The 23,373-nt window shown below is 71.3% G+C and carries 19 protein-coding genes; 11 read left to right on the plus strand and 8 right to left on the minus strand.

Annotation, left to right across the window (positions count from 1 at the left end; all coding sequences use genetic code 11):
• Nucleotides 1–46: 46 nt before the first annotated feature.
• Entirely contained in the window at nt 47–3,316 is a 3,270-nt protein-coding gene (locus L3i22_RS22720; protein WP_221328966.1) for a TIM-barrel domain-containing protein, read from the minus strand.
• 145 nt (nt 3,317–3,461) lie between these two features.
• Here L3i22_RS22720 and L3i22_RS22725 point away from each other — a divergent pair, with 145 nt between their 5' ends.
• The 7 genes from L3i22_RS22725 to L3i22_RS22755 all read left to right on the plus strand — a co-directional run bounded on the left by L3i22_RS22725 (nt 3,462) and on the right by L3i22_RS22755 (nt 13,935).
• Nucleotides 3,462–4,520 carry a DUF2855 family protein gene (locus L3i22_RS22725; protein WP_221328967.1) on the plus strand — a complete coding sequence of 353 codons (1,059 nt, stop codon included), beginning with the start codon at nt 3,462–3,464 and terminating at the stop codon, nt 4,518–4,520.
• A 104-nt stretch (nt 4,521–4,624) separates the two neighbouring features.
• Entirely contained in the window at nt 4,625–6,220 is a 1,596-nt protein-coding gene (locus L3i22_RS22730; RefSeq protein WP_370644496.1) for a methyl-accepting chemotaxis protein, read from the plus strand.
• 22 nt (nt 6,221–6,242) lie between these two features.
• Nucleotides 6,243–7,124 (plus strand): ornithine cyclodeaminase family protein, encoded by an 882-nt coding sequence (locus L3i22_RS22735; RefSeq protein WP_221328969.1) that lies wholly within the window; start codon nt 6,243–6,245, stop codon nt 7,122–7,124.
• 9 nt (nt 7,125–7,133) lie between these two features.
• A complete protein-coding gene (locus tag L3i22_RS22740; protein ID WP_221328970.1) occupies nt 7,134–7,970 on the plus strand; it encodes a hypothetical protein in 837 nt (278 codons plus the stop codon).
• A gap of 209 nt (nt 7,971–8,179) precedes the next feature.
• The gene (locus tag L3i22_RS22745; protein WP_221328971.1) at nt 8,180–10,993 is read left to right on the plus strand and encodes a PQQ-dependent sugar dehydrogenase; all 2,814 of its coding nucleotides are present in this window, start codon (nt 8,180–8,182) and stop codon (nt 10,991–10,993) included.
• A gap of 23 nt (nt 10,994–11,016) precedes the next feature.
• Entirely contained in the window at nt 11,017–12,648 is a 1,632-nt protein-coding gene (locus L3i22_RS22750) for a ThuA domain-containing protein (protein ID WP_221330102.1), read from the plus strand.
• A 123-nt stretch (nt 12,649–12,771) separates the two neighbouring features.
• The gene (locus L3i22_RS22755) at nt 12,772–13,935 is read left to right on the plus strand and encodes a hypothetical protein (protein WP_221328972.1); all 1,164 of its coding nucleotides are present in this window, start codon (nt 12,772–12,774) and stop codon (nt 13,933–13,935) included.
• Nucleotides 13,936–14,036: 101 nt separating this feature from the next.
• On the opposite strand, the gene L3i22_RS22760 is transcribed toward L3i22_RS22755, so the two are convergent.
• Nucleotides 14,037–14,276 (minus strand): DUF4265 domain-containing protein, encoded by a 240-nt coding sequence (locus L3i22_RS22760; RefSeq protein ID WP_255658502.1) that lies wholly within the window; start codon nt 14,274–14,276, stop codon nt 14,037–14,039.
• A gap of 52 nt (nt 14,277–14,328) precedes the next feature.
• Here L3i22_RS22760 and L3i22_RS22765 point away from each other — a divergent pair, with 52 nt between their 5' ends.
• A complete protein-coding gene (locus L3i22_RS22765; RefSeq protein ID WP_221328974.1) occupies nt 14,329–14,949 on the plus strand; it encodes an SGNH/GDSL hydrolase family protein in 621 nt (206 codons plus the stop codon).
• A gap of 347 nt (nt 14,950–15,296) precedes the next feature.
• Entirely contained in the window at nt 15,297–15,953 is a 657-nt protein-coding gene (locus L3i22_RS22770; protein WP_221328975.1) for a M50 family metallopeptidase, read from the plus strand.
• A gap of 68 nt (nt 15,954–16,021) precedes the next feature.
• Here L3i22_RS22770 and L3i22_RS22775 read toward each other — a convergent pair whose 3' ends face one another.
• Together L3i22_RS22775 and L3i22_RS22780 are read right to left on the minus strand one after the other, a co-directional pair.
• Nucleotides 16,022–16,537, minus strand: a complete 516-nt coding sequence (locus L3i22_RS22775; RefSeq protein ID WP_221328976.1) for an SMI1/KNR4 family protein — start codon at nt 16,535–16,537, stop codon at nt 16,022–16,024.
• Between the two features lie 114 nt (nt 16,538–16,651).
• Nucleotides 16,652–16,978: a hypothetical protein gene (locus L3i22_RS22780; protein WP_221328977.1), complete on the minus strand. Its 327-nt coding sequence runs from the start codon at nt 16,976–16,978 to the stop codon at nt 16,652–16,654.
• Between the two features lie 164 nt (nt 16,979–17,142).
• On the opposite strand from L3i22_RS22780, the gene L3i22_RS22785 reads away from it, so the two are divergent.
• On the plus strand, nt 17,143–18,528 hold the full coding sequence (locus L3i22_RS22785; protein ID WP_255658503.1) for a hypothetical protein: 1,386 nt from the start codon (nt 17,143–17,145) through the stop codon (nt 18,526–18,528).
• 160 nt (nt 18,529–18,688) lie between these two features.
• On the opposite strand, the gene L3i22_RS22790 is transcribed toward L3i22_RS22785, so the two are convergent.
• From L3i22_RS22790 to L3i22_RS22800, 3 genes are all read right to left on the minus strand, one after another.
• Complete coding sequence (locus L3i22_RS22790; protein WP_221328978.1) at nt 18,689–19,519, minus strand: helix-turn-helix transcriptional regulator; 831 nt, start codon at nt 19,517–19,519, stop codon at nt 18,689–18,691.
• 4 nt (nt 19,520–19,523) lie between these two features.
• Nucleotides 19,524–20,387: an SDR family oxidoreductase gene (locus L3i22_RS22795; protein WP_221328979.1), complete on the minus strand. Its 864-nt coding sequence runs from the start codon at nt 20,385–20,387 to the stop codon at nt 19,524–19,526.
• Between the two features lie 105 nt (nt 20,388–20,492).
• On the minus strand, nt 20,493–21,101 hold the full coding sequence (locus tag L3i22_RS22800) for a TetR/AcrR family transcriptional regulator (protein WP_221328980.1): 609 nt from the start codon (nt 21,099–21,101) through the stop codon (nt 20,493–20,495).
• A gap of 133 nt (nt 21,102–21,234) precedes the next feature.
• Between L3i22_RS22800 and L3i22_RS22805 the strand changes: the two genes are divergently transcribed.
• Nucleotides 21,235–21,786, plus strand: coding sequence for a PadR family transcriptional regulator (locus L3i22_RS22805; RefSeq protein ID WP_221328981.1), 552 nt, complete (start codon nt 21,235–21,237; stop codon nt 21,784–21,786).
• Between the two features lie 201 nt (nt 21,787–21,987).
• On the opposite strand, the gene L3i22_RS22810 is transcribed toward L3i22_RS22805, so the two are convergent.
• Complete coding sequence (locus L3i22_RS22810) at nt 21,988–23,325, minus strand: carotenoid oxygenase family protein (RefSeq protein ID WP_221328982.1); 1,338 nt, start codon at nt 23,323–23,325, stop codon at nt 21,988–21,990.
• Nucleotides 23,326–23,373: the final 48 nt, after the last annotated feature.

The raw sequence follows: 23,373 nt of genomic DNA on the forward strand, positions 1-23,373 counted from the left end.
CGCCGTCTCGACGGATCGCGGGGTCCCGGTGACCCGCCGGCGACGGTCAGGGCACGGTGAACGCGAACGTGTAGGGCTTCTGCATCGGCACCCCGTCGGAGACCGCGCTGGTCACCTGGTTCACCGTGGCCGTGTACGTGCCGGCCGGCAGGCTGGCCGCGGGCGTCCAGACCAGCGTTCCCGGCTCGGTCTCGGCGACCGTGCCGGCCACCCCGGTCACCGTGATCGATGCGGACCAGTCGGTCCCGGTCGGCTGGACGTCGCGCTGGAACCGCACGGTGACCGCGCTCGCGCTCGCGGACGTGCTGACCACCAGCGGGTCGCGCCAGAACTGGATCGCCTTGTGCAGGTCGGGCCCGTCCCCCCAGGTGGTCGCGGTGTCGTCGACCAGCATGGTGTGCGTGATCCCGCCGTCGACGCTGACACTGCGGTTGTTGGTGCCGGTGATCGAACCCCACTCCTCGACCGTGTCCCAGCTGCCCCGGGTGTACTTGTACTGCAGATCCGTGCCGTCCAGGATCGACACGGTCGCCTCCCAGACGCCGTTGCCGCGGTCGGTCATCGGCTGCTTGGCCGGGTCCCACGGGCCGAGCTGGGCGATGCTGCCGGGGACGTAGAGCGTCGCGTCCGGCGGCGTGCCCGGCGGCGCGAGCACCCGGAAGGTCACCGCGACCGGTGCGAGGGGCACGGTGAGCGAGGCGGGCACGGCTCCGGCGCTGCCATCGGGATTACGGTACGTGATCTGCACGGTCACCGGCTGGGTCCGCGGCGAGGCCCCGGCCGGCGTCGCGTCGTACCGCGCGGTGAACGTGGCGCCGGGCGCGAGCGAGGCCACCCCGGTCGGCCCGCGCGGCGTGACCACCCAGCCGGCCGGCGCGCTGACCGCCGCCGAAACGCCGGTGATCGTGCCCGGCCCGTGGTTGGTGACGGTGGCCACCAGGGTGCTGGTCGCGCCGGACTGCAGCCCGTCCGGTGCGACGAAGGTGGTCTCGACCGCGGGCTGCTGGCCGGGCGAGAGCACCGCGCCGTCGTGCTCGACGGTGACCGCCCGCCCGGACGCGGTCGCCGGCACGGTCACGGTGAGTAGATGCCGGGCGGCGTCGTAGCTCCACGACGCGGGCCGCCCGCCGACGCTCACCTGGTGCGGGCGGGCCACGCCGGCGAACGCGACGGTGTAGCGGCGGGTGGCCGGAGCGCCCGGATAGCCGCCGGTGACCGGACCCACGGTCAGCGCGGAGCGCCGCCCCTCGGTGTAGCGGACCGGGATCCGCGCGGACTGCCCGGTGCGGTAGCCGAGGCCGTCGCCGGCGTCCTCGTACACCGAAGTCGTGGTCGAAGCGTGCGGGTAGGCGGTCAGGGTGAGTTGGTCGCGGGCCTGACCGGCGACGTTGACGTCACCGGCGCGCTGGGCGAGCACGCCCCCGGCGCGTACGTAGACCGGCATGTGATCGGGGGTCGCGCCGACCGTCCGGGTGGCCGGCCCGCGGAACGTCTCGCCGGTGAAGAAGTCGGTCCAGGTGCCCGGCGGGAACCAGACCGGCACGGCGGTGCTGAGCCCGGGCGTGGTCACCGGCGCGACCAGCAGCGAGTCGCCCAGCATGTACTCCGTGTCGTGCTGGTAGGCGGCGGCCTGCTCGGGCCAGTTCAGGTAGAGCGCGCGGGCCATCGGCAGCCCGGTGTCGTAGTTCTGCCGGGCCGCGGTGTACAGGTAGGGCACCAGCGACTCGCGCAGCCGCAGGAAGTCGGCCGCCGGCCCGCCGACCACGTCGTTGTACTCCCAGGGCAGCCGGTCGCCGTGATCCGAGTGCAGCCGCAGGATCGGCTGGAACGCGCCCAGCTGCACCCACCGCAGGTACAGGTCGTCGCTGAGGTGCTTGCCGGCGAAGCTGCCGATGTCGTGACTCACATAGGACTCGCCGATGCCCGCGCCCTCGGCCGGGGTCATCGCCGCGGCGAAGGCCAGCGTGGCGAAGGTCGCCTCGGTGTCGCCGGTGAAGTGCACGGTGCTGCGATGTTCGGCCCAAGGACCGGAAGAGCCGACCATTTGGTACGACGGGAAAGCCGCCCCGATCCGCGACAGCGCGAAGCCCCGCAGCCCGCGCGCGTCCCCGTCGCGCCGGTACAGCTCGTTGACCCAGCTGTCCGGGGTGACCCCGGGCGTGCTCACCGTGCTGTCGTCGCAGCAGTAGTCCAGCCACCACTGGCGCACGCCCTGCTGCTCGAACTGCTGGTGCAGCTGGGTGAACGCGGCCGCCTGGTCCGGGTCACCCCAGTCGAAGCGGTACGGGTTCGGCGCGAAGCTGTTGGCCGACGGCTGCAGTTTGCCCTTCGCGGTGGCCTGCGCCTGCGCGAACCGCGGGTCGTCGCCGCTGATCGCGGCGTGCACGTTGAGCGTGGCGTTGACGCCCTCGGAGCGCAGCCGGGCCAGGAACGCCGCCGGGTCCGGGAACAGCGCGGGGTTCCAGTTCCAGCCGGCCCACTGGTTCGGCGCCTTCCAGTCGGTGTCCATCACCAGCGAGTCCAGCGGCACCCGGTGGTTCTTGAACGCCGGCAGCAGCTCGTTCTCGTAGTCGGCGGTGCTGTAGGCCTGGTACTTGGAGAACCAGGTGCCGAACGCCCACTCCGGCGGCAACACCGACGGACCGGTGAGGGTACGCAGGTCGGCCAGCGCCCGCGGATAGTCGTGGCCGTACCCGAACAGGTAACCGTCCTGATAGGTCCCGGCGTGCGCCGGGCGGGCGGTGAGCTGGTCGCCGGCCGTGCGCACCGCGGTCGCCGTGTCGTCGAGCAGGTACCAGCCCCGCTTGTCGAGCAGGCCCGGGTGCAGGCTGAGCTGGTCGACCGGGCCGGCCTGCCCGGCGTAGTAGTCCAGGCCGCGGTACCAACCGCCGAGCGGCTCCCCGGCCGGCACCCCGAAGCCCGGGTGCACGCTGGTGCGCCGGCCGGCGACGGTCAGGTCGAGGGTGGTGTTGGCCGGCGTCACCGGGCCGCTGTCCAGGTCGTAGTGCAGCGTCACGGCGCTGGTGCGCACCCGCAGCTCGCCGCCGCTGGTGCCGGCCTGGAACCAGGTGTGCCCGGGCGCGCGGTCGACGGCGTTGAACGTCGCCCGGTCCTCGAATTGGTCGTCGGCCGCGTACTCCAGCCGCAGCATCGTCGGGCTGAGCACCTGCACCCGCAGGTGCCCGGCCTGCACGACCTGACCGCGGACCTGCGGCGGTTTCGGTGCGGCCAGTGCCGTGCCCGGCGTGGCGACCAGCGCCAGCAGCCCGGTCAGCAGAACAGCCAGTCTGGTGGTGAGAAAGCCGCGGCCCGCCATGACGCCCCCTCGACACTCGTCGCCCAGCGGAGTTCAGCCTTCGCCCGCGCGGTCGGCGGTGTCAATAGGCGCACGTCGATATCGGCCGTTCGGTCGGTGGCCGGCTGATATTGCACTCACAGTGCAAACACTTTAGCGTCGGGGTATGCCTGATTCGTGGACCTTCGCGGTCCTCCGCGACGACCTCGCCAAGACCACGCTCACCGCGGGGGTGACGCCCGCGCCCGGCGACGGCGAGGCGCTGCTGCGGGTGGACCGGGTCGGCCTGACCGCCAACAACGTCACGTACGCGGTGCTCGGCGAGGCGATGCGCTACTGGCAGTTCTTCCCCGGCGGGCCCGGGCCGCAGTGGGGACTGCCGCCGCTGTGGGGGTTCGCCGACGTGATCGCGTCGCGGGCCGCCGGGGTCGAGGTGGGTCAGCGGGTCTACGGCTACCTGCCGCCGGCGTCGCACCTGGTGGTGCGGCCGGAGCGGACCGACGCGTCCGGATTCCGCGACGCCAGCGCGCACCGGGCGCAGCTGCCCTCGCCGTACAACGCCTACCGGGCCACCACCGGCGACCCGGCGTACCGGGCCGACCAGGAGGACCTGCTGGTGCTGTTCCGGCCACTGTTCTTCACCTCGTTCATGCTGGCCGACCAGGTCGCCGACAACGACTTCTACGGGGCGCGCTCGCTGGTGCTGTCCTCGGCGTCGAGCAAGACCGCCTACGCCGCCGCGTTCGAGCTGCGCGGCCGCGGCCCCCGGGTGATCGGGCTGACCTCGCCGGGCAACGCCGAGTTCACCGCCGCGCTGGGCTGCTACGACCAGGTGCTCACCTACGACCAGGTGGACCGGCTCGATTCGGTGCCGACCGCCTACCTCGACCTGTCCGGCGCCCCGGCGCTGCGGGCCGCGCTGCGCGAGCGCCTCGGTGACCGGCTGGTACGCGACGTCGCGGTCGGGCTCACCGGCCAGGTCCCGAACGCCGAGCAGGCCGGCGAGGTGTTCTTCGCGCCGGTGCAGATGCGCAAGCGGCGCCTGGACTGGGGCCGCGACGGGCTCGACGAGCGGTTCGCCGCCGCCTGGCAGCGGTTCGCCGCGGTGGTGGGGCAGTGGCTGGAGGTGCGCGAGGGCGCCGGCCCGGAGGACCTGCGGCAGGCGTGGCTGGACGTGCTGGACGGCCGGGTCCCGCCCCGGGTGGGCAACATTGTGTGTCTCTGAGCAACGGTCAGATCGCTCGGAACCGGGCGGCGATATCGCGAAACGGCGGGCCGCCCGACCCCCGGGTGTCGATAGTGAGGGGGACAGCGACCTCGGGGGACAACGTGGCAGCCAGGAACTGGTTCGGCGATCTGGGCGTGCAGACGAAGGTGCTCGCCGCGGTCACGGTGGCCGCCGCGGTCGCCGTGGCGGTCGGCACCGCCGGGCTGATCGGGCTGGCCAAGACCAGCGAGGTCGCCCGGCTGATCTCGACGAGCAACGTCGCCAGCATCACGGCGGTCGGGCAGCTACGGACCGCCGCGGAGAAGACCCAGGCGGACTCGGCGAACCAGGCGCTGTCGCCGGACGCGACGGTCGCCAAGGCCTTCACCGAGAGCTTCACCGCCGACCTGCAGGCGTTCACCGACGCGATGACCGCGTACCGGGCCAGCAATCCGGCGGGAAACCCGGACACCATCGCCGACCTGGACACCGTCTGGGGTCAGTACGTCACGCTCGCCAACGACAAGCTGCTGGCCCTGGGCACCGCGAACAAGCTGTCGGACTGGTCGACGGTCCGCGACACCGCCGTCAAACCGGTGATCGACAAGGTGCGCACCGACCTCGAGGAGTTGGACAACGCCGAGAAGGCCGACGCGGTGAAGAACGCCGACAAGGCCCAGAGCACGTACTCGTCCAGCCGCACCCTGGCCCTGGTCCTGCTGATCACCGGCGTACTGGTCGCCCTGGGTCTCGGGTTGTTCGTGGCCCGCCGGATCGTGCAGTCGCTGACCAAGGTGCGCGAGGTCTGTGACGCCCTCGCCGTCAACGACCTGACCAAGCTCAGCGGGCTCACCACCGCCGACGAGCCGGGCCGGATGGGCCAGGCGCTCGACGCGGCCATCGTCAACCTGCGCCAGACCGTGTCCACCATCGACGAGTCCGCGTCGTCGCTGGCCGGCGCGTCGGAGGAGATGACCGGCACGGCCAGTCAGATGGCGAACTCGGCGCAGGAGGCGTCGGCGCAGGCCCAGGCCGTGTCGGCCGCCGCCGAGCAGATCTCGCGCAGCGTCGACACCGTCTCGGCGGGCAGCGAGGAGATGGGCGCGTCGATCCGGGAGATCTCGCAGAACGCGTCGGAGGCGGCCCGGGTCGCGGCCGAGGCGGTCGGCGTCACCGAGAGCACCTCGGCGATCATGAACAAGCTCGGCGAGTCGTCGGCCGAGATCGGCAACGTGATCAAGGTGATCACCTCGATCGCCGAGCAGACCAACCTGCTCGCCCTGAACGCCACCATCGAGGCGGCCCGGGCCGGCGACATGGGCAAGGGCTTCGCCGTGGTCGCCTCCGAGGTCAAGGACCTGGCCCAGGAGACCGCCCGGGCCACCGAGGACATCTCCGCGCGGGTCGAGGCGATCCAGGCCGACACCAGCGGCGCGGTCGCCGCGATCGAGGAGATCTCCCAGGTGATCTCGCGGATCAGCGACTTCCAGACGACCATCGCGTCGGCGGTCGAGGAGCAGACCGCGACCACCGCCGAGATGAGCCGCAGCGTCTCGGAGGCGGCCGGCGGCACCAACGAGATCGCCCAGGGCATCACCGGGGTCGCCAACGCGGCCGAGGCGACCAGCCGGGGCGTCGCCGAGACCCAGCAGGCGACCGCCGAACTGGCCCGGATGTCGCAGCAGCTCAGCACCCTGGTCGGCACCTTCCGCCGCTGACCGGCCCGGATAGGGTGCGTGGATGGCCGATGTCCTGCCCTACCTCGACGCCGACGACGTGTTCGCGCTGCCGCCGGCCGAGGCGGTCGCGGCGATCGAGGCCGCGCTGCACGCCGGTCTCGACCCGTCCGCCGGAGTCCCGCGCAGCAGTGTGCCGCTGCGCCACGGGTCCATGCTGGTGATGCCCGCCGAGTCCGGCACGCACGCCGGGGTCAAGCTGGTGACGATCGCGCCGGGCAACGCCGAGCGTGGCCTGCCCCGGATCAACGCGCTCTACACCCTGTTCGACGCGGTCACCCTGCGACCGGCCGCGATCCTCGACGGCACCGCGCTGACCACCCTGCGCACGCCGGCGGTCTCCCTCGCCGCCGTCCACCGGTTCCTGCCGTCGGCGCCCCGGGTGGTCGTGTTCGGTGCCGGGCCGCAGGGCGCCGGGCACCTCGCGACGCTGCGCGCGCTGGTCACGCCCGCCTCGGTCACGGTGATCACGCGCAGCGGCGACGTCGGGCCCGGCGAGGCCGAAGCGGCGCTGCGGGCCGCGGACATGGTCGTCTGCGCCACCACCGCCCGGGCGCCGCTGTTCGACTCGGCGCTGCTGGGCGAGCGGGCGATCGTGATCGCGGTCGGCTCGCACGAGCCGGACGCCCGGGAGGTCGACGCCGCGTTCTGCGCCCGCGCCACGGTGATCGTCGAGGACCGGGCGACCGCCCTGCGCGAGGCCGGCGACGTGATCCAGGCCGTCGCCGCGAACGCCTTCGACCCCGGCACGCTGCTCACCATCGCCGACGTGCTCCGGGGCGCGCCGGTGCCCTCCGGCCCGATCCTGTTCAAGGGCACCGGCATGGCCTGGCAGGACCTGGTCGTCGCCGAGGCGGTCCTGACCCGCTTCCGGAGCGCCCGATAGCGTGTCGCGGTGATTGATGGATCGGCCGGATGGCTGCCGTGGGAGGTGGCCGTGGCCCTCGTCGAGCACGGTCACGCCGAGGTGGCCCGCCGCTACGCCGCGGACGGGGACGGGAACTGCGCCCGGGCGCTGGCCGGCCGCGACGAACCGGACGCCGCGCCGGCCGTGCCGCGCGACGGTGATCATCCGCACGAGCCGGCGCACGGGCCGGCCCGCAACGATCGGGAGGCGGAGCTTCGCGCGCTGCCCGGGCCACATGCGGCCGGCCGGCTCGCCTCCTGGTTGCAGGGCCAGGGCCGGATCGAGGAGGCGGTCGCCGTGCTGGAGCCCTGGGCCGGCGACGCGAACCTCGCCGCCGAGCTGGCCATCATGCTTGCCCGGCACGGCCGGGTGGACGAGGCCGCGGCGGTGCTGCGTGGCTTCCTGGCGGCCCACGAGCACGTCGAATGGGTGCTCGACCTGCTGTGTGACCTGTTGAGCCGGCACGGGCGGGCCGACGAGGCGCTGGCCGTCCTCGACGAGTGCGCGGGGCGGTATGCGGGTCTGACACCGGAGCTGCGCTACCGGCGCAGCGCGGTGCTGGTCGACTGCGGCCGGATCGAGCAGGCGGTCGCCGAGCTGCGGGATCATCCGGTGGAGGCCGCCGAGTTGCTGCTCGAGGCCGGGCGCCCGGAGCAGGGCCTGGCCGTCCTGCAATCCGGGCCGCACGGCAATGCCGGTCTGCTGGCCAGGCTGCTGATCCGGCTGGGCCGGGTCGAGGAGGCCCTCGAGCCGTTCCGGGCGGAGGCCGCCGCCCGGGCGGACGCGGACGGAGCGTTCTGGCGCCGGTTCAGCGCCGATCGCTGACCGCCGCCGGGGACTGGTCGCCGGGCACGCTTGAGCACTTTTGCTTCCTCTGACAAAAGTTGGCGTTGGTCGATGGGAAAGATGGACACCGGGATTCAAAACTTTTAATGTCCCGGTAACAAGCGCCGATCGGCGTGTGTCAATCAACGTGTGGGGCGCCCGGGCATCCGTATGCCGGAAATGCCCCTCCGGGGAAGGGGCTCACTCCCATGCCAGCCGTCCCTCGCCGCATCACCCCGTACCGAAGCAAAGCTCTTGCCTTTGCTCTTCTTCTTGTCGCCGGGCTCGTCGTGGTACCCGCCCCGGCGGCCGCGCATGACATCGATCCGAGTGACTTTCAGCAGGTCACCCTGGCCAAGGGCGAGCCCGAGGTGGGGGAGCCGATGAGCCTGGCGGTGCTGCCGGACCGGTCGGTCCTGCACACCGCGCGCAACGGGACGCTGCGGCGGACCGACGCGTCCGGCACCACCGCCGTGGTCGGCACGCTCGCGGTCTACTCGCACGACGAGGAGGGGTTGCAGGGCGTCGGGGTCGATCCCGGGTTCGCGAGCAACCGATTTGTCTACCTGTACTACGCGCCGCCGCTGAGCACCCCGGCCGGCGACTCGCCGGACTCCGGCACCGACTTCTCGGCCTGGCAGGGCGTCAACCGGCTGTCGCGGTTCACGCTGACCGCGGACTGGAAACTGAGCGCCGAGAAGACCGTGCTCGATGTGCCGGCCTCGCGGGGCATCTGCTGTCACGTGGGCGGCGACATCGACTTCGACGCGGCCGGCAACCTGTACCTGTCGACCGGTGACGACAGCAATCCGTTCCAGTCCGACGGGTACGCGCCGCTGGACGAGCGCACCGACCGGAACCCGGCCTTCGACGCGCAGCGCTCGGCCGGCAACACCAACGACCTGCGCGGCAAGATCCTGCGCATCAGGGTCGGCGCGGACGGCTCCTACACCAGCCCGGCCGGGAACCTGTTCGCGCCGGGCACCGCCGGGACCCGGGCGGAGATCTACGCGATGGGCTTCCGCAACCCGTTCCGGCTCAGCGTCGACAAGCCGACCGGCGTGGTCTACGTCGGCGACTACGGGCCCGACGCGGGCGCGAGCTCGACCCGCGGACCGGGCGGGCAGGTCGAGTTCAACCGGATCACCGGGCCCGGCAACTTCGGCTGGCCCTACTGCACCGGCACGAACACCACGACCGAGACGTACGCCGATTTCAACTTCGCCACCGGCACGTCCGGCGCCAAGTTCGACTGCGCCGGCGGGGCCACCAACAACTCGCCGCGCAACACCGGCCTGAGCAAGCTGCCTCCGGCAAAACCCGCATGGATTCGGTACGGCGGTGACGCCGGCACGCCCCCGGAGTTCGGCACCGGCTCGGAGTCCCCGATGGCCGGCCCGGTCTACCACTACGACGCCGCCAACCCGTCGGCCACCAAGTTCCCGGCCGACCTGGACGGGCACTTCTTCGCCGGCGAGTTCGGCCGGGGCTGGATCAAGCCGATCCACCTGAACGCCGACGGGTCGGTCAACGAGATCGCGAACTTCCCGTGGAACGGCAAGCAGGTCATGGACCTGGCGTTCGGCCCGGACGGGGCGCTCTACGTGCTCGACTACGGCACCGGGTACTTCAACGGGGACGCGAACTCGGCGCTCTACCGCTACGACTACGTGGGCGGCGGCAACAAGGCGCCGACCGCGGTCGCCACGGCCGACAAGACGAGCGGGCAGGCGCCGCTCGCGGTGAACTTCTCCTCGGCCGGATCCTCCGACCCCGAAGGCGGGGCGCTCACCTACGCGTGGAACTTCGGTGACGGCGCGACGTCGTCCGCGGCGAACCCGGCTCACACCTACAGCAGCAACGGCACCTACAACGTCACGCTCACGGTCACCGATCCGCAGGGCGCGACCGGCAGCGGGGGAGTGCAGATCGGCGTGGGCAACACCGCGCCGACCGTCACGATCACCACGCCGCTCAACGGGCAGCTGGTCAGCTTCGGCGACACCGTGCCGTACAGCATGACCGTCAGCGACCCCGAGGACGGCGCGGTCACCTGCGCGCGGGCGAAGATGACCTACGTGCTCGGCCACGACCAGCACGGACACCAGATCACCTCGTCGGCCGGCTGCACCGGGACGATCACCATCCCGGTCGACGGCGAGCACGACTCGGCCGCCAACATCTTCCCGATCTTCGACGCCGAGTACGCCGACAACGGCGGCCTGATCACCCACAAGCAGCACATCCTGCAGCCGCGGCACCGGCAGGCCGAGCACTTCAAGACCTCGGCCGGGGTGGCCGTCTTCGACAAGCCGGAGGCCGAGGGCGGCAAGACGGTCGGCAACATCGAGAACGGCGACTGGATCGCGTTCGACCCGTACAACCTGGCCAACGCCAAGACGCTCAGCGCCCGGGTCTCGTCCGGCGGGGCCGGCGGCACACTGCAGGTCCGGGCCGGCTCGGCGACCGGGACCGTGCTCGGCTCGGCGACCGTGCCGGTGACCGGGGCATGGAACGTGTTCACCGACGTCAGCACGGCGATCACCAACCCGCCGGCCGGCACCACCACGCTGTACCTGACGTTCGCCGGCGGGGCCGGGGCGCTGTTCGACGTGGACGCGTTCACGTTCACCACCGGCGGGACCGGGGCGGTGCGCGGGTTCGCGAACAAGTGCCTGGACGTCAACGGGGGCGCGGTCACCGACGGGACGAAGATCCAGCTGTGGACGTGCAACGGGTCCGCGGCGCAGACCTGGGCGATCTCCGGGCAGGTCTGGCGCAACCCGCAGTCCGGCAAGTGCCTGGACGTGGCCGGGGGAGCGACCGTCAACGGGACGAAGGTGCAGCTCTACACGTGCAACGGGTCGGCGGCGCAGAACTGGGTGGCGTACCCCGATCACACCGTACGAAATCCGCAGTCGGGTCGTTGTCTTGACGTTTCCGAAGTGAAGTCCGACGACGGGCAGCAGATCCACATCTGGGACTGCCTGGCCGCCGCCAACCAGGTTTGGACGCTGCCGTGATTCGCATTCTGCTCAGTGTGCTGATGACGTTGACCGCGGCGCCCGCGGCCGACGCCTCCTACGACGTCCTGGTCTTCTCGAAGACCGCGGGTTTCCGCCACGACTCGATCGCCGCCGGCACCCAGGCCATCCGGGAACTCGGGGCGGCCGGCAATTTCACGGTCACCGCGACCGAGGACGCGGCGGCCTTCACCGACCTGTCGAAATATGAGGCGGTGGTCTTCCTCAACACGACCGGGGACGTGCTCGATGCGGCGCAGCAGACCGCGTTCGAGTCCTATGTCCGGGGCGGTGGCGGCTATGTCGGGGTGCACGCGGCGGCCGACACCGAATACGACTGGCCGTTCTACGGCGAGCTGGTCGGGGCCTGGTTCGCCTCGCATCCGGCCATTCAACCGGCGACGGTGAAAGTGGAGGATCGGGCGCAGGCGGCCACCGCGCATCTGCCGCAGAGCTGGCCGCGGACCGACGAGTGGTACAACTACCGGACCAATCCGCGCAGCACCGCGCACGTGCTCGCCACCCTCGACGAGAGCTCCTACTCCGGTGGCGGAATGGGCGCGGATCATCCGCACGCGTGGTGCAAGACGCTCAGCTCCGGCCGGTCGTTCTACACCGGCGGCGGGCACACCATCGAGTCGTATTCGGACCCGGCTTTCCGGGCCCATCTGCTCGGCGGGATCCGGTATGCGGCCGGGCGCTCGCACGCCGACTGCCGCCCGGAGAACGGGTACACCGCGCTCTACAACGGGACCACTACCGGCTGGTCGCAGGCCGGCCCCGGCGGTTTCACCAACGCCGACGCGACACTGTCGTCGACCGGCGGAATGGGGCTCTACTGGTATTCGGCGAAGCAGTTCACCAGCTACTCGCTGAAACTGGACTGGAAGCTGACCGGGGACGACAACTCCGGGGTCTTCATCGGTTTCCCGGCGTCCAATGATCCGTGGTCGGCGGTGAACAACGGCTACGAGATCCAGATCGACGCCACCGACACGGCCGATCGGACCACCGGCAGCGTCTACACCTTCCAGGGCCCGGACTCGGCGGCGCGCGACGCCGCACTCAACCCGCCCGGCGAATGGAATGCCTACGAGATCCGGGTCGAGGGCGAGCACCTGCAGGTCTTCCTCAACAGCGTCAAAATCAACGACTTCACCAACACCGATTCGGTACGGTCATTGGCCGGTTACGTGGGCATCCAGAACCATGGGGACGCCGATCACGCGTCGTTCCGGAACGTGCGGATCAAGGAATTGGGCGGTCCCGCCGCGGCCGGCCCGGTCCGCGGCTTCGCGAACAAGTGCCTGGACGTCAACGGGGGCGCCTCGGCCGACGGGACGAAGATCCAGCTGTGGACGTGCAACGGGTCCGGGGCGCAGAACTGGGCGGTCAGCGGGCAGGTCTGGCGTAACCCGCAGTCCGGCAAGTGCCTGGACGTGGCCGGGGGCGCGACCGGCAACGGGACGAAGGTGCAGTTGTGGACGTGCAACGGGTCGGGGGCGCAGAACTGGGTGGCTTTCGCGGATCACACCGTACGAAATCCGCAGTCGGGTCGTTGTCTTGATGTTTCCGAAGTGAAGTCCGACGACGGCCAGCAGATCCACATCTGGGACTGCCTCGCCGCCGCCAACCAGTTGTGGACCCTGCCCTGAGTCGTTGATGCGGCCGCCCGATTCCGAGGTTGCGGATGCGGGCGGCCGGGTCCCGTTGCCGACGTGCTTTAGCTTGATTGAGGACTTCTCGAAGCGGACCCGTGGTGAAGGGCAGGCGGCCAGGTGATCATCACGGGTGGCGGCGAGCGGCTGCAGCTGCGGGATCGTCGCCGCCGGGCGTTCGACCTGCTGCTCGTGGAGGGACTGCTGCCCCCGGTTCTGCTCCTGGCCGGCGTGGTGATCGTCCGGTCCGGGCCGGCCGACTACCGGTGGCTGCCCGCGCTGGCCGGCATCACGGCCGGGTACTGGGGCCTGCTCGTGCTGCCGGCGTTCGTGGTTCGCCGCACGCTGGGCCGGCGGCGATCGTCGGCGCTGACCCCGGTGGGCATCGAGGGCCTCTCCCCGTCCTCGCGAGGTCTGATCCTGTGGCCGGAAGTGGCCGGCATCCGCGCCGTCTGGCGGCCGACCGGCCGCCGCGTGCGAGTGGTCGGAAAAGACGGGCAGGCGGTACTGCTCTCCGGGCCCCGATCCGGGTGGTTACCCGATCGGCACTTCGATCGGGAACTGGCCGAGCTGCGGGAGTTCGCCGTCCGGCGCGGCGCCGCGATCGTTACGGGCGAGCCGGTCCGGACGCGGTCGCCGCTGGTCGCCGCCGGGCTGATCCTCGTCGCAGTGCTCACCGTCGCGGCCGGTCGGGTGGCCGACCGGGGAGCGGTGCTGCCGTGGACGCCGGTCGCCGCCAGTGCCGACGCTGCCTGCCCGGCACTGGACGCCGCCGGACTGAACAGCCGCTGGCCGGCGGACACCCGCGAATTCTTCGGCCGCGAGGAGAAGCGCTACGACATCGAGGACTACTCGCGCTGCAGATGGCGCAAGCCTGACCATCTTGACCTGAGGATCGGGGACCCGCCGTTCCGGTACCTGACCGTGACCATCGGCCGGTTCAAGCCGGACGCGGCGTCCAGCGCGGTCGCCTGGGCGGTGGGTGGCTATGACGACTACCGCACCAAGGTGGCCGGGGCCGAGCCGCTGGCCGGGGTGGGCGACGAGGCGGTCATCGGTGCGGTCCCCGACGACGAGCCGAACCTCGGCCCCACCGACGACGAGGTCCGCGTGCTGGCCCGCAAAGGCAACGTCATGGTTTACCTCACCCTGGAACGCAACTCGGTCGGGGGCAGTTCCATGGCCGAGACCAGGTCGACGGCTCAGACCCTGGTCGCGGCAATGCTCGCCGGCGTTCCCCTCGACTCGACGGAGCTGCGCCTGGGCTCCACCGAGCGCCGGTGACCCGGCGACCAGTTGTGGGCCTGCCTTGAGCCGTTGAGTCGGCCGCCCGCTCCGTGCGCATCGGAGCGGGCGGCACCATCGACATGCTCGCCCTGAGCTCGTCACGACCCGGTTGAATTCCACCACCGGTCAGTTCCGCAACCCACCTCGAAATGCCACCAGCCCTGCGACTCGCCGTCCGCGAGCACCTGCTGGATTCCACCGAAATCGGCGTCGGCCGGCACATCGAACGCCGCGAGCGGCAACTCGGCGCTGAACACCTCGCCGCCCAGACCGAACCGCTCGAACGCGGAGTGGACAGCTGACGCGTAGGCACGCGCCGCCAACCGTGAGCTGATCACGACCCTCAACCGAGCCCGGGCACGGGGCCACGCATGATCGATAGCATCGGGCGTGGCCACTTCCCCGCATGCCCTGAACCATCCCACTGTCGTCTTCTACGGCGATTCGATCGTCACCGGATGGCGCGGCACCACTCACCCTCGCGCCCGCTGGTCCAGCCTGGTCAGCGACGAACTCGGCTGGCGCGAGGTAAACCTGTCCATCAACGGCATGGGCTACTTCCGGCGCCGCGGCGCCCGCGGCGGGGACGACCGCTACCTGCCGTCGGCCACCGACACGACACTTCTCGACGCCGCCATCCGCCTCGAACCGGACGCCGTCATCGTGTGCCTGGCCGCCAACGACATCCGCATGCTTCCTGAGCATGCGGCCGAGGTCCGTGGCGCCATCGAGCGCGACCTGACCCGGCTGCACGACGAACTCCCCGGCCGGCCGATTCTCGTCACCGTCTACTACACGGGTCTCGAGCTTTCCGAGCGCGCCATCCTGATCAACGGCTGGATTGCCGACACCGCGAAGCGCCTCGGCCTGCCATACTTCGACGCCTTCCCGAAGGCCATCAACTACAACTACGCCCTGCTCTGCGACGACCACACCCATCCGAACGACGACGGGCACCGCGACCTCGCGGACGCAATCCTCCCAGTCTGCCGCTCTCTCCTGTCGCGCTGATAACAACCTGGGCGGCCAGCGTCCAGACGCTGTCCCCGGGCCAGCTCAGCAACAGTGAACTGGCCCTCCCGCGCACAGGCAAGCGGTCACCCCCAGAGAACGACGGGACCCGGGAATGGCGTGCGGCCTCGGGAGCCGGGCACGTAGTCTCGGCCGGCGTGCGCCGGGCAAAGGCGGATGGGAAAGTCCGTTACCAGCAGATTGTGCTGACGACCGCAAGGTATGAGCCGGTTCGAGTCCGGTAGCCCGGCGCGCTGCCCTTGGTGCTCGCGCTACCGCCGGCGGGCCGGAATGGAGCGTCCTTCCGTCCGAGGTGGACGCGATCGTTCGACTTTTAGAATGCGCCAATGCCTGAGGACTCAGTCATGGTGAAGGCGGCGCTGATCGCCTGGATCCTGGCCGTGCCGCTGTGGTTCGTGACCAAGTTCTTCGTGGTGATCGCTCATGAGGGCGGCCATGCTCTCGTCGGGCTCGCGCTGCTCAACCGGGTGCGCCGGATCATCTTCGACCGCGATGGTGGCGGCGGTACCGAGTTCGTCTCACCTCCGGCGTGGCCCTTCGTCATCCTGGTGGCCTTTGCCGGCTATGCCGGGCCGTCGCTCTTCGGATTGCTCGCGTCCGCTCTGCTGCTGCACGGGAAACCGGAGATGGTGCTCTGGGCGAGCATGGCCTTCCTGTTCCTGATGATGTTCACCGTTCGCGGCTGGGTCGGCTGGATCGTCATACCGCTCCTGATGGTCGGGCTCTACCAACTCGCCACCAAGGCGTCCGCCGAGATGAGCACGCTCGGGGCGTACGTCTGGACCTGGTTTCTCCTGATCGGTGCCGTCCAGCGGATGCTGGTCTATCTGAGCACGAAGAACTATCTGGTCGCCGGGACCGATACCGTGCGGCTGCAGAAGGCCTCGCTGGTGCCGAGTGAGATCTGGAGCCTGATCCTCCTGCTGGCCACCGGGGCGGCGCTGGTCTGGGGCGGCTCGATGCTGCTGCGCATGCCAACCTGACGGAGAAAGGGCGCACGACATAGGCCCGACGGCTGGTCGGATGCTTCGATCAGTACGCCCTTCGGCCGCTATCTCGTCGTTGATTCGAGGAGGGCAATCAACGCCGGGAGTTCAGCGGCAGCGGCCTCGATCACCGCCTCGACCGAGCGTGCCGAGGCGCCGGTATGCCGCCGGGCGAGATCGACCAGCGGCGGGATCGGGTGTGGGGAGCGGTGGAGACCGTCGACCATCTCCAGCGGTCCGACACCGTTCGCCAGCAACCAGAGGTAGTCACCCAGGTTCTGCGCGATGATGTCCAGCTCGCCCTCGGAACCGAGAAACACCATGGGTTCGGTCTCGATCGCAGCGGCTGGCGTACGGATCCAGAAAGCCGCGGCCCCACCACTGCCATCGCGTCCGAAGACACGAAACGGCGACACCCCGGCGGCCGGGTTGCCGGTCCACGCGTGCCACCACTGCGTGGTCTCGACGGACCATTCGAACATGTCGTCCGGCTGGAAGTCGTGCCCATCGTGATCCTCGAAGAACCCGAGCGAGTGCGCTTCCACCAGCGCGGCCGGCAGCGTCCTGTCCTCGGCAGTCACCGATGGAGCGTATGCGGATGGCGTCGAGGCGGCATCCGGGCATCGCCAAGGACATGCGTAGGGGACGCCAGAGACGCCGCTATCCGCCGGTGAAGGTTTGGGCGAAGGCGCCGTTCAGGAGCGGCGTAGCCACCAAAGGTCGTCGGCCGGCGTCTGCGGATCGTGATACGTGCGCCCCAGCAATGTGTCGTCCAGGCGGGTGATGACGGTGCGAAGCTCGCGCGCGGCGTGTGCCGGCAGCTTGGTGGCTGCCTCGTCCAAGCGCGTTCTCGCCCAGCCCACACCGCAGCAGGAACACGTGAACTCCGCTTCCCACGGCTTCCACCGGCGCTGATTGCCGTGCACGTGCGCGCTCCACACACTCACCGCGGCGGCCACCACGCCCGGCAGCCACAGCCGCTGCTCCAGCAGGCGGACCGCGGCATTGGCGGGGCCGGACAACCCGGGAACGTCACGATGACGGATCCATCGGCTTCGGTTGACGGTCGAGCGGTGACGTAGCGATCCAGGCGATCTACGCGGCACGGCCCCTTCGGCGAATTGTCATGCCGCAGATCATCGCACGGCGGGCAACGCCGATCGCCGGGTTGGATCATCATGAATGGGTGAACCTGCGCCGTTCGATCAGTTCCCGGGTGTTCGCGGTATTCGGCGCGGCGCTGCTGGCGGGTCTCGTCGTCTTCCTGGTGAGCTGGCAGGTCACCGAGGGCCTCTCGGCGCGCGGGCTGCTTCTCGTCGGGTTCTACGCGCTGGTCGGGCCGTTGCTCGGGGCCACCGCTGTCCGGTACGCGTTCCAGCCGTTCGAAGTCGGCGTCGACCCGGACGGCTGGACGGTGCGGATCGGCCGGTACCGGCGGGACGTGCGATGGGCCGAGATCTCCGCGGTGGTGATCGAGAATCGGCCGGTCCAGACGCGGCGTCGCGCGCCGGTTCCCGCGCTCTTTCTGGTACCCGAACCGGGCGTCAGCCTCGACCCGCCGAGCGACCTGCGGGCCACCGTGGACGGCCGGCCGGCGGTGCGGCTGTTCGACCTGAGCGACCCGAAGATCGACGAGCAGCAGTTCGTCCGCGACCTCGCGATCCTGGCCGGTGACCGGCTGGAGGTTCGGCTCTACCCGCTCGGCCTGGCGCTGCTGACCGAGGACGGCCGCAAGAGGCTGAACGAAGCCGCCCGGGGCTGGCTGGACGACGGGCGGGCCCTGCCCGCGTTCCCGCCCGGCGCGGCGGGCCGGCGGACGCAGCGCTGGCTGAACCGGCGGCGCTTCGTCCTGTTCGTCGGCTGGTACCTGCTCGCCGTGCTCCCCGCGCTGTTGCTCACCGGCTTCGCGGCCCGGGTGTACGAGCTGCTCGGCGCCGCGGTCGCGGTGCTGGGCCTGCTCGCGGTCCTCGACGCGTATGACCGGTTCGTCACGCTGTTCAGCCGGGCCACCGAGCTCGTCGAGCACGAGCTGGTGATCTCCGGAACGGACCTGGTGCAGGTGATCGGCGACGGCGTCCACCGCTGGCGCCTGCACGACGGTAAGGCCGTGGTGCTGCCGCCGAAACGGGGCTACGGCAAGGCGTGGGTGCTCGGCCTCCCGCACCCCGTGATGCTGCTCGGCGATCCGCGGACCGGGCGGCTTCGCGACCACGAGGACCTGCGCGCCCTCGCGGCGGTGCTGAGCGAGTCACCGCACGAGGCCGATCGGGCCGCCGCGCGGGAGGTCGACAGCCTGGCCGGGCAGTCCCGGGTCGGCGACCCGGCGGAACCGGGCGGCGCCGGGGGTGCGCTGTGGATGTCGCTGACCAAGGCCGGCCGCGTCCTGGCCTGGGCCGTCGTCGTGAGCACCGTCCTGGTGGCCGGCGGCTGGATCCTGGAGAGCGCCCGCTACCTGGGCGGCGCGGTGATCATCCTCGGCCTGGCTCTGGCGGTCGTGTGGGCCGGCTACGCGCTGTTCCGGATCTCCGGGCTGGTCGGTGCGGCCTGGCAGGCGATCCGGAAGAGCCACTAGATTCCACGGCCTCGCGCCGGCCGCGGGGTCAGGTCCTCCGGAATCAGGTCGGCCATGTCTCGCCGGTCTGCCCACGTCGACCGGCTCGATCGGGATGACGCGGCGCGCGTGCTTGTCGCCGTACCGAAGAAGCTTTGTCGGTGTTGATTTTGTGGGGAACTCAGCTGGCGGTGACGACGGAGAGCAGGTCGAGTTTCTGGTAGGTCTCGCTGCCCGGCGCCGCCGTGTAGACCAGCAGCGACTGCGACTGGTCCGGGTCGACGAGTTGCTGGCAGTGCAGGTCGAGCCGCCCGACCAGCGGATGCAGCAGCCGCCGGGGCGCGCAGTAGGGACCGGCCACCGGCTGCTGCCGCCACAGCTCGGCGAACCCGGGGCTGGCGGCGTGCAGCGCGGTGACGATGTCGCCGGCACGCGACGAGGCGCCGTCGCGGGTGCACGCCGCCAGCAGATGCGCCACGACCATCCGGCCCTGGTCATCGTGATCCTCCGGCGGGTAGAGCGCCCGCTCGCCCGGATCGGTGAACCACCGGTAGTGCGGACTGCGCTCCAGCCCCCGCCGCACACTGTCGTCGCCGAGCAGCGCCCGGGCGAGCGCCGTCTGCCGCAACGTCTCGCCGACCCCGTTGACCACCAGCGCGGCCGCGTCGGCCAGCCCGTCGAAGACCCGCATCATCCCCGGGTTGACGTGGTCGGCGGCGGTCACGCCACGGCGCGGCGGCACGAACCCGCCCAGCCGGAACAGGTGATCACGCTCGTCGACGGTCAGGCGCAGCCCGCGCGCGACCGCGGCCAGGGCCTGCTCCGACGGATGCGGCCCGCGCGGCTGTTCGAGACGCGTGTAGTAGTCCACCGACAGGTCGCTGAGCAGCGCGACCTCCTCGCGCCGCAGCCCGGCCGTCCGGCGGCGCAGCCCGCGCGGCAGCCCGGCGTCCTGCGGCTGCAAGGCTTCGCGGCGGCTGCGCAGGAAGGCCGCGAGTCGTTCCCGCTCCACCCCGCTATTCTCCCGCGCCGATGCCGGTGAGCTGGTGCAATACTCGCCACAGTCGCTCGCCGTCACCGGGCCGCCGGGCCGAGCGATACACCGCCAGCTCGGTCGGCCCGCCGGTGAACTCGCCGAAGCCGTCCGGCCCGTAGAGCCGCCCACCCGCGTCCGGCGCCGTCGCCGCCATCAACGGCGGAAGCACCCCGCGCGCCGGGGACTGCGCGAAGCGGCCGGTGATCGCGCGCAGCGGCCCCGGCGTGGTCCGGTAGAGATTGGTCAGCGTGGTCCCCGGATGCGCCGCGTTGCTGCTCACGGCCGCTTCGCGACGATCAAGTTCCAGAGCGAAGAGCAAATTCAAGAGCTTCGAGCGCCCGTACGCCCTGGTGCCCCGATACTTGCGCTCAGCGGAAAGATCGTCCCAGTCGATCCGGGCGTGCTTCGCCGCGGCGCTGGTCAGCGTGGTCACCCGGCCGTGCGCGGCGCGCAGCAGCGGCAGCAGGCGCAGGGTGAGCGCGGCGTGGCCGAGCACGTTCGTGCCGAACTGCAGCTCGAATCCGTCCACGGTGACCTGCCGCTGCGGCGGGAGCATCACGCCGGCGTTGTTGACCAGCAGGTCGAGCGGCCGGCCTTCGCCGAGCAGCGCGTCGGCGAACGCGGTCACCGACGCGAGATCGGCCAGGTCGAGCCGTTCGAGGCGGATCTTGGCGGTCGGGTTCGCCCGGCGGATCAGGGCGGCGGCCGCCTCGCCCTTGGCCGGATTGCGGACCGGCAGGACCAGATCGGCGCCGGCGTGGGCGAGGTGGGTGGCGAGTTCGCGGCCGATGCCGTCGCTGGCGCCGGTGACGACCGCGAGGCGGCCGGTCAGGTCGGTTGTCATGGCCCAAGGCTGCGTCGATCGCCCGCCGCCGGCCATGCCCCGTCATGACAAGGATAAAAAAGATCAACACCGGTTTCCGGTACGGCGTGCAGCCCGCCCGGAAACCTATCGGGCCGGCGTGGTGACCGAGTGCAGCAGGAAGTCGACCAGGCTGCGGGCGTGCTCGGCGGCGGTCGCGGCGAGCGCCGCCCGCTCGGCCGGCGGCGTGGTCAGCGCGTGCATCATCGCCCCGCCGGCCAGGGTGTCCAGCAGCAGCGTGACCGAGGTGGCGGCGGGCAGCTCGCCGCGGGTGATGCCGCGCCGGATGATGTCGCGGGCCGCGGCGATCTGCGAGGTGCGGATCTGGTCGTAGTGCCGGGCGATCCCGGCGATCGAGGCGGCCTCCAGGTTCAGCCGCAGCGCGGCCTTGCTGCACGGCCCGGCGTAGAGCGCCACCATCTGGGTGGCCAGCTCGACCAGGTCGCCGTGCAGGGTGCCGGTGTCCACGTCGCTGACCCGGGGCAGGCCCGCGGTCAGGGCGTCGGTCAGCAGCGACTCCTTGCTGGTCCAGCGCAGGTAGAGGGTGGCCTTGCCGATCCCGGCGCGGCGGGCCACCGGCTCCATCGCGAACCCGGCCCAGCCGGCGTCGCCGAACACGTCCAGCGCCGCCTGGGTGATCCGCCGGTCCACCTCCGGATCGCGGGGCCGGCCCGGGCCGGTCGACGCAACGCTCATGACCCAACCTCCGCATTGCTGAACGGTCCCCGTCAGGATACGCCGAGGTCAGCCGGGGGAGCGGGTAACGTCAGGATCGACGTTCCAGACTGTACGATCCGACTCCCCGCCGTCCGGACCAGGAGACAGCCCCGTGGCGACCGCCCTCCCGATCAGCGCGTACGTCGTGCTGGGCCTGCTCAGCCGGCACGACGACGCCACGCCGTACCAACTGGACCAGGAGATCCGGCACAGCATCGGCTACTTCTGGGTCTTCCCGCGCTCGCAGCTGTACGCGGAGGCCGACCGGCTCGTCCGGCGCGGCCTGGTCGAGGAGCGCCAGGAGCAGGCCGGCCGGCGCCGCCGCACGCTGTCGCTGACCGCGGCCGGGCGCCGCGAGCTGGACCGCTGGCTGGCCGTGCCGACCTCGGCGCTCTCCGAGGTGCACGACGAGGGGCTGCTGCGACTGTTCTTCCAGGACTCCGCGGGCACCGGCGCGCCGGCCACGATCGAGCGGCTGGCGACCGAGCAGATCCGCGCCCACGAGGGCCGGTTGCAGGAGTACCAGCAGCTCATGGGCTCGGGCCGGCTGCGCCCGCGCTCACCCGAGCGGGCCACCCTGGAGGTCGGCCTGCGCCTGGAGACGATGATGATCGGCTTCTGGCGGGAGATCGCCGCCGCCCCGGCCGACCTGATCGGCGAGTAGCCGGCACTTTATTCGGCGGCGCGCCCGGTCCAGTGGACGTTCACCGGCGATCGGTAACTTTCGGTCCGCCGGGAACGGTGCGGCCGCGTCAACCCGTCCGTGGTCTTGCCGTTCCCGCTTCTCCGGTCCGGTCCGGCGGTGTGCCTCGCGGCGTGTCACGGCGAAAGCGTGGGTGGCGCCGGGCCGGACCGGTCCTCCCGCTCAGTACAGCTCGGCGTCGGCGACCCAGTTGCCGTGGAAGCCGAACGGGATGCGGCTGGGCAGGTGGACGGTGGCGACCGCGCTCAGGTCGGCCGCGTCCACCACGACCAGGTCGGCGCGGTCGGTGGTGGCGTCGTGCACGACCGACAGGATCCAGCCGTCGTCCTCGGCCGTGGCGTCCGGGCGGGGGACGAAGGCCGGCTCCATGGTGACGCGGCCATCGCCGTACCCAAATGTCTCGGTCTTTCCGTTTTTGGTGTCGACCTTGACCAGCGGGCCGGTGCCGAAGCCCTCGGCGGGATCGCGCCGCACGTCGTCGGTGATCAGCAGGCCGCGCGAGCTGAAGCCGGCGAACCAGCCGTAGCGGTGCGGGCGGCCGGTCAGTGCCGGGTCGACCCGCGGGAACTCGACGCGATGGTCGCTGATCACCTCCTCCCGCACGGTCCCCCGATCGGGGTTGACCACCCAGCGCACCAGCGTCGGCGTGGCGTCGCCGGGCCCGCGCACGTCGCGGGCGAACATCTCGCTGTACCGAACCACGTCCATGGTCAGCGTGCCGTCCGGATTGTCGAACGCGTTGAGCACGTGGAAGACGAAGCCGCGCGGCGTCTCCACCCAGCGGACCTGCTCGGCCGTGCCGTGCACCGGCAGGATCCCGATCCGCGACGGGTGCCGCTCGTCCCAGGTGAACGGCAGGTCGGAGACCGGCTGGCCGGCCTGCATGCGGCGCTTGGCGGCGGCGAACGTGACCGGCAGGTCGAGCACCACCACCCGGGTCTGGGTCAGCGCCATGTCGTGCACCATCGGCCCGTCGGCGACCTCGATGTCGCTGGTGTGCACGGCCGTGCCGTCCGGGCCGAGCACGACGTAGCGCACCGTGCTGAAGCCCGGGTGGTAGGTCATCGCGTGCATCTCGCCGGTGACCGGGTCGACCTTCGGGTGGGCGGTGAACCCGCGCCCGAGCGCGCCGTCGCAGTCCCAGACCGCCATCTCGGCCAGGTCCGGGCTGATCGCCACCGGCGGCTTGCCGGCCTCGATCAGGGTCAGCAGCCGCCCGGCGTGGCTGACGATGTTGGTGTTCGGCGCGCCCTGCTCGCTCTCGACGAACCGGCTGCGGTACCACTCGGCGTGCCCGTCGCGCAGCCGGACCCCGTGCACCATCCCGGCACCGCGGAACCAGTGGTGGGTGGCCGGGTCGATGCCGCCGCGCGGGTTCGGCCCGATGCGCAGGTAGCGGCCGTTGAGCTCGCGCGGCAGCGCGCCGGTGACCGGCAGCCCGGTGGCGTAGCTCTCCGCGGCGAGCGGCGCGTAGTTGTGCTCCAGATAGCGGTTGGTCATGCCGTCCTCCAAACGTCAGATCCGACGGTACGCCTCGGACGGTCCAGT

The organism is Actinoplanes sp. L3-i22, assembly GCF_019704555.1.
Lineage (GTDB): Bacteria > Actinomycetota > Actinomycetes > Mycobacteriales > Micromonosporaceae > Actinoplanes.

Excerpts from the sequence above, each read along its gene's own strand:
- L3i22_RS22795 (WP_221328979.1), bottom strand. The coding sequence starts at position 20,387 with ATGACAACCGACCTGACCGGCCGCCTCGCGGTCGTCACCGGCGCCAGC.
- L3i22_RS22725 (WP_221328967.1), top strand. The coding sequence starts at position 3,462 with ATGCCTGATTCGTGGACCTTCGCGGTCCTCCGCGACGACCTCGCCAAG.
- L3i22_RS22720 (WP_221328966.1), bottom strand. The coding sequence starts at position 3,316 with ATGGCGGGCCGCGGCTTTCTCACCACCAGACTGGCTGTTCTGCTGACC.
- L3i22_RS22770 (WP_221328975.1), top strand. The coding sequence starts at position 15,297 with ATGCCTGAGGACTCAGTCATGGTGAAGGCGGCGCTGATCGCCTGGATC.
- L3i22_RS22750 (WP_221330102.1), top strand. The coding sequence starts at position 11,017 with ATGACGTTGACCGCGGCGCCCGCGGCCGACGCCTCCTACGACGTCCTG.
- L3i22_RS22745 (WP_221328971.1), top strand. The coding sequence starts at position 8,180 with ATGCCAGCCGTCCCTCGCCGCATCACCCCGTACCGAAGCAAAGCTCTT.
- L3i22_RS22800 (WP_221328980.1), bottom strand. The coding sequence starts at position 21,101 with ATGAGCGTTGCGTCGACCGGCCCGGGCCGGCCCCGCGATCCGGAGGTG.
- L3i22_RS22810 (WP_221328982.1), bottom strand. The coding sequence starts at position 23,325 with ATGACCAACCGCTATCTGGAGCACAACTACGCGCCGCTCGCCGCGGAG.
- L3i22_RS22735 (WP_221328969.1), top strand. The coding sequence starts at position 6,243 with ATGGCCGATGTCCTGCCCTACCTCGACGCCGACGACGTGTTCGCGCTG.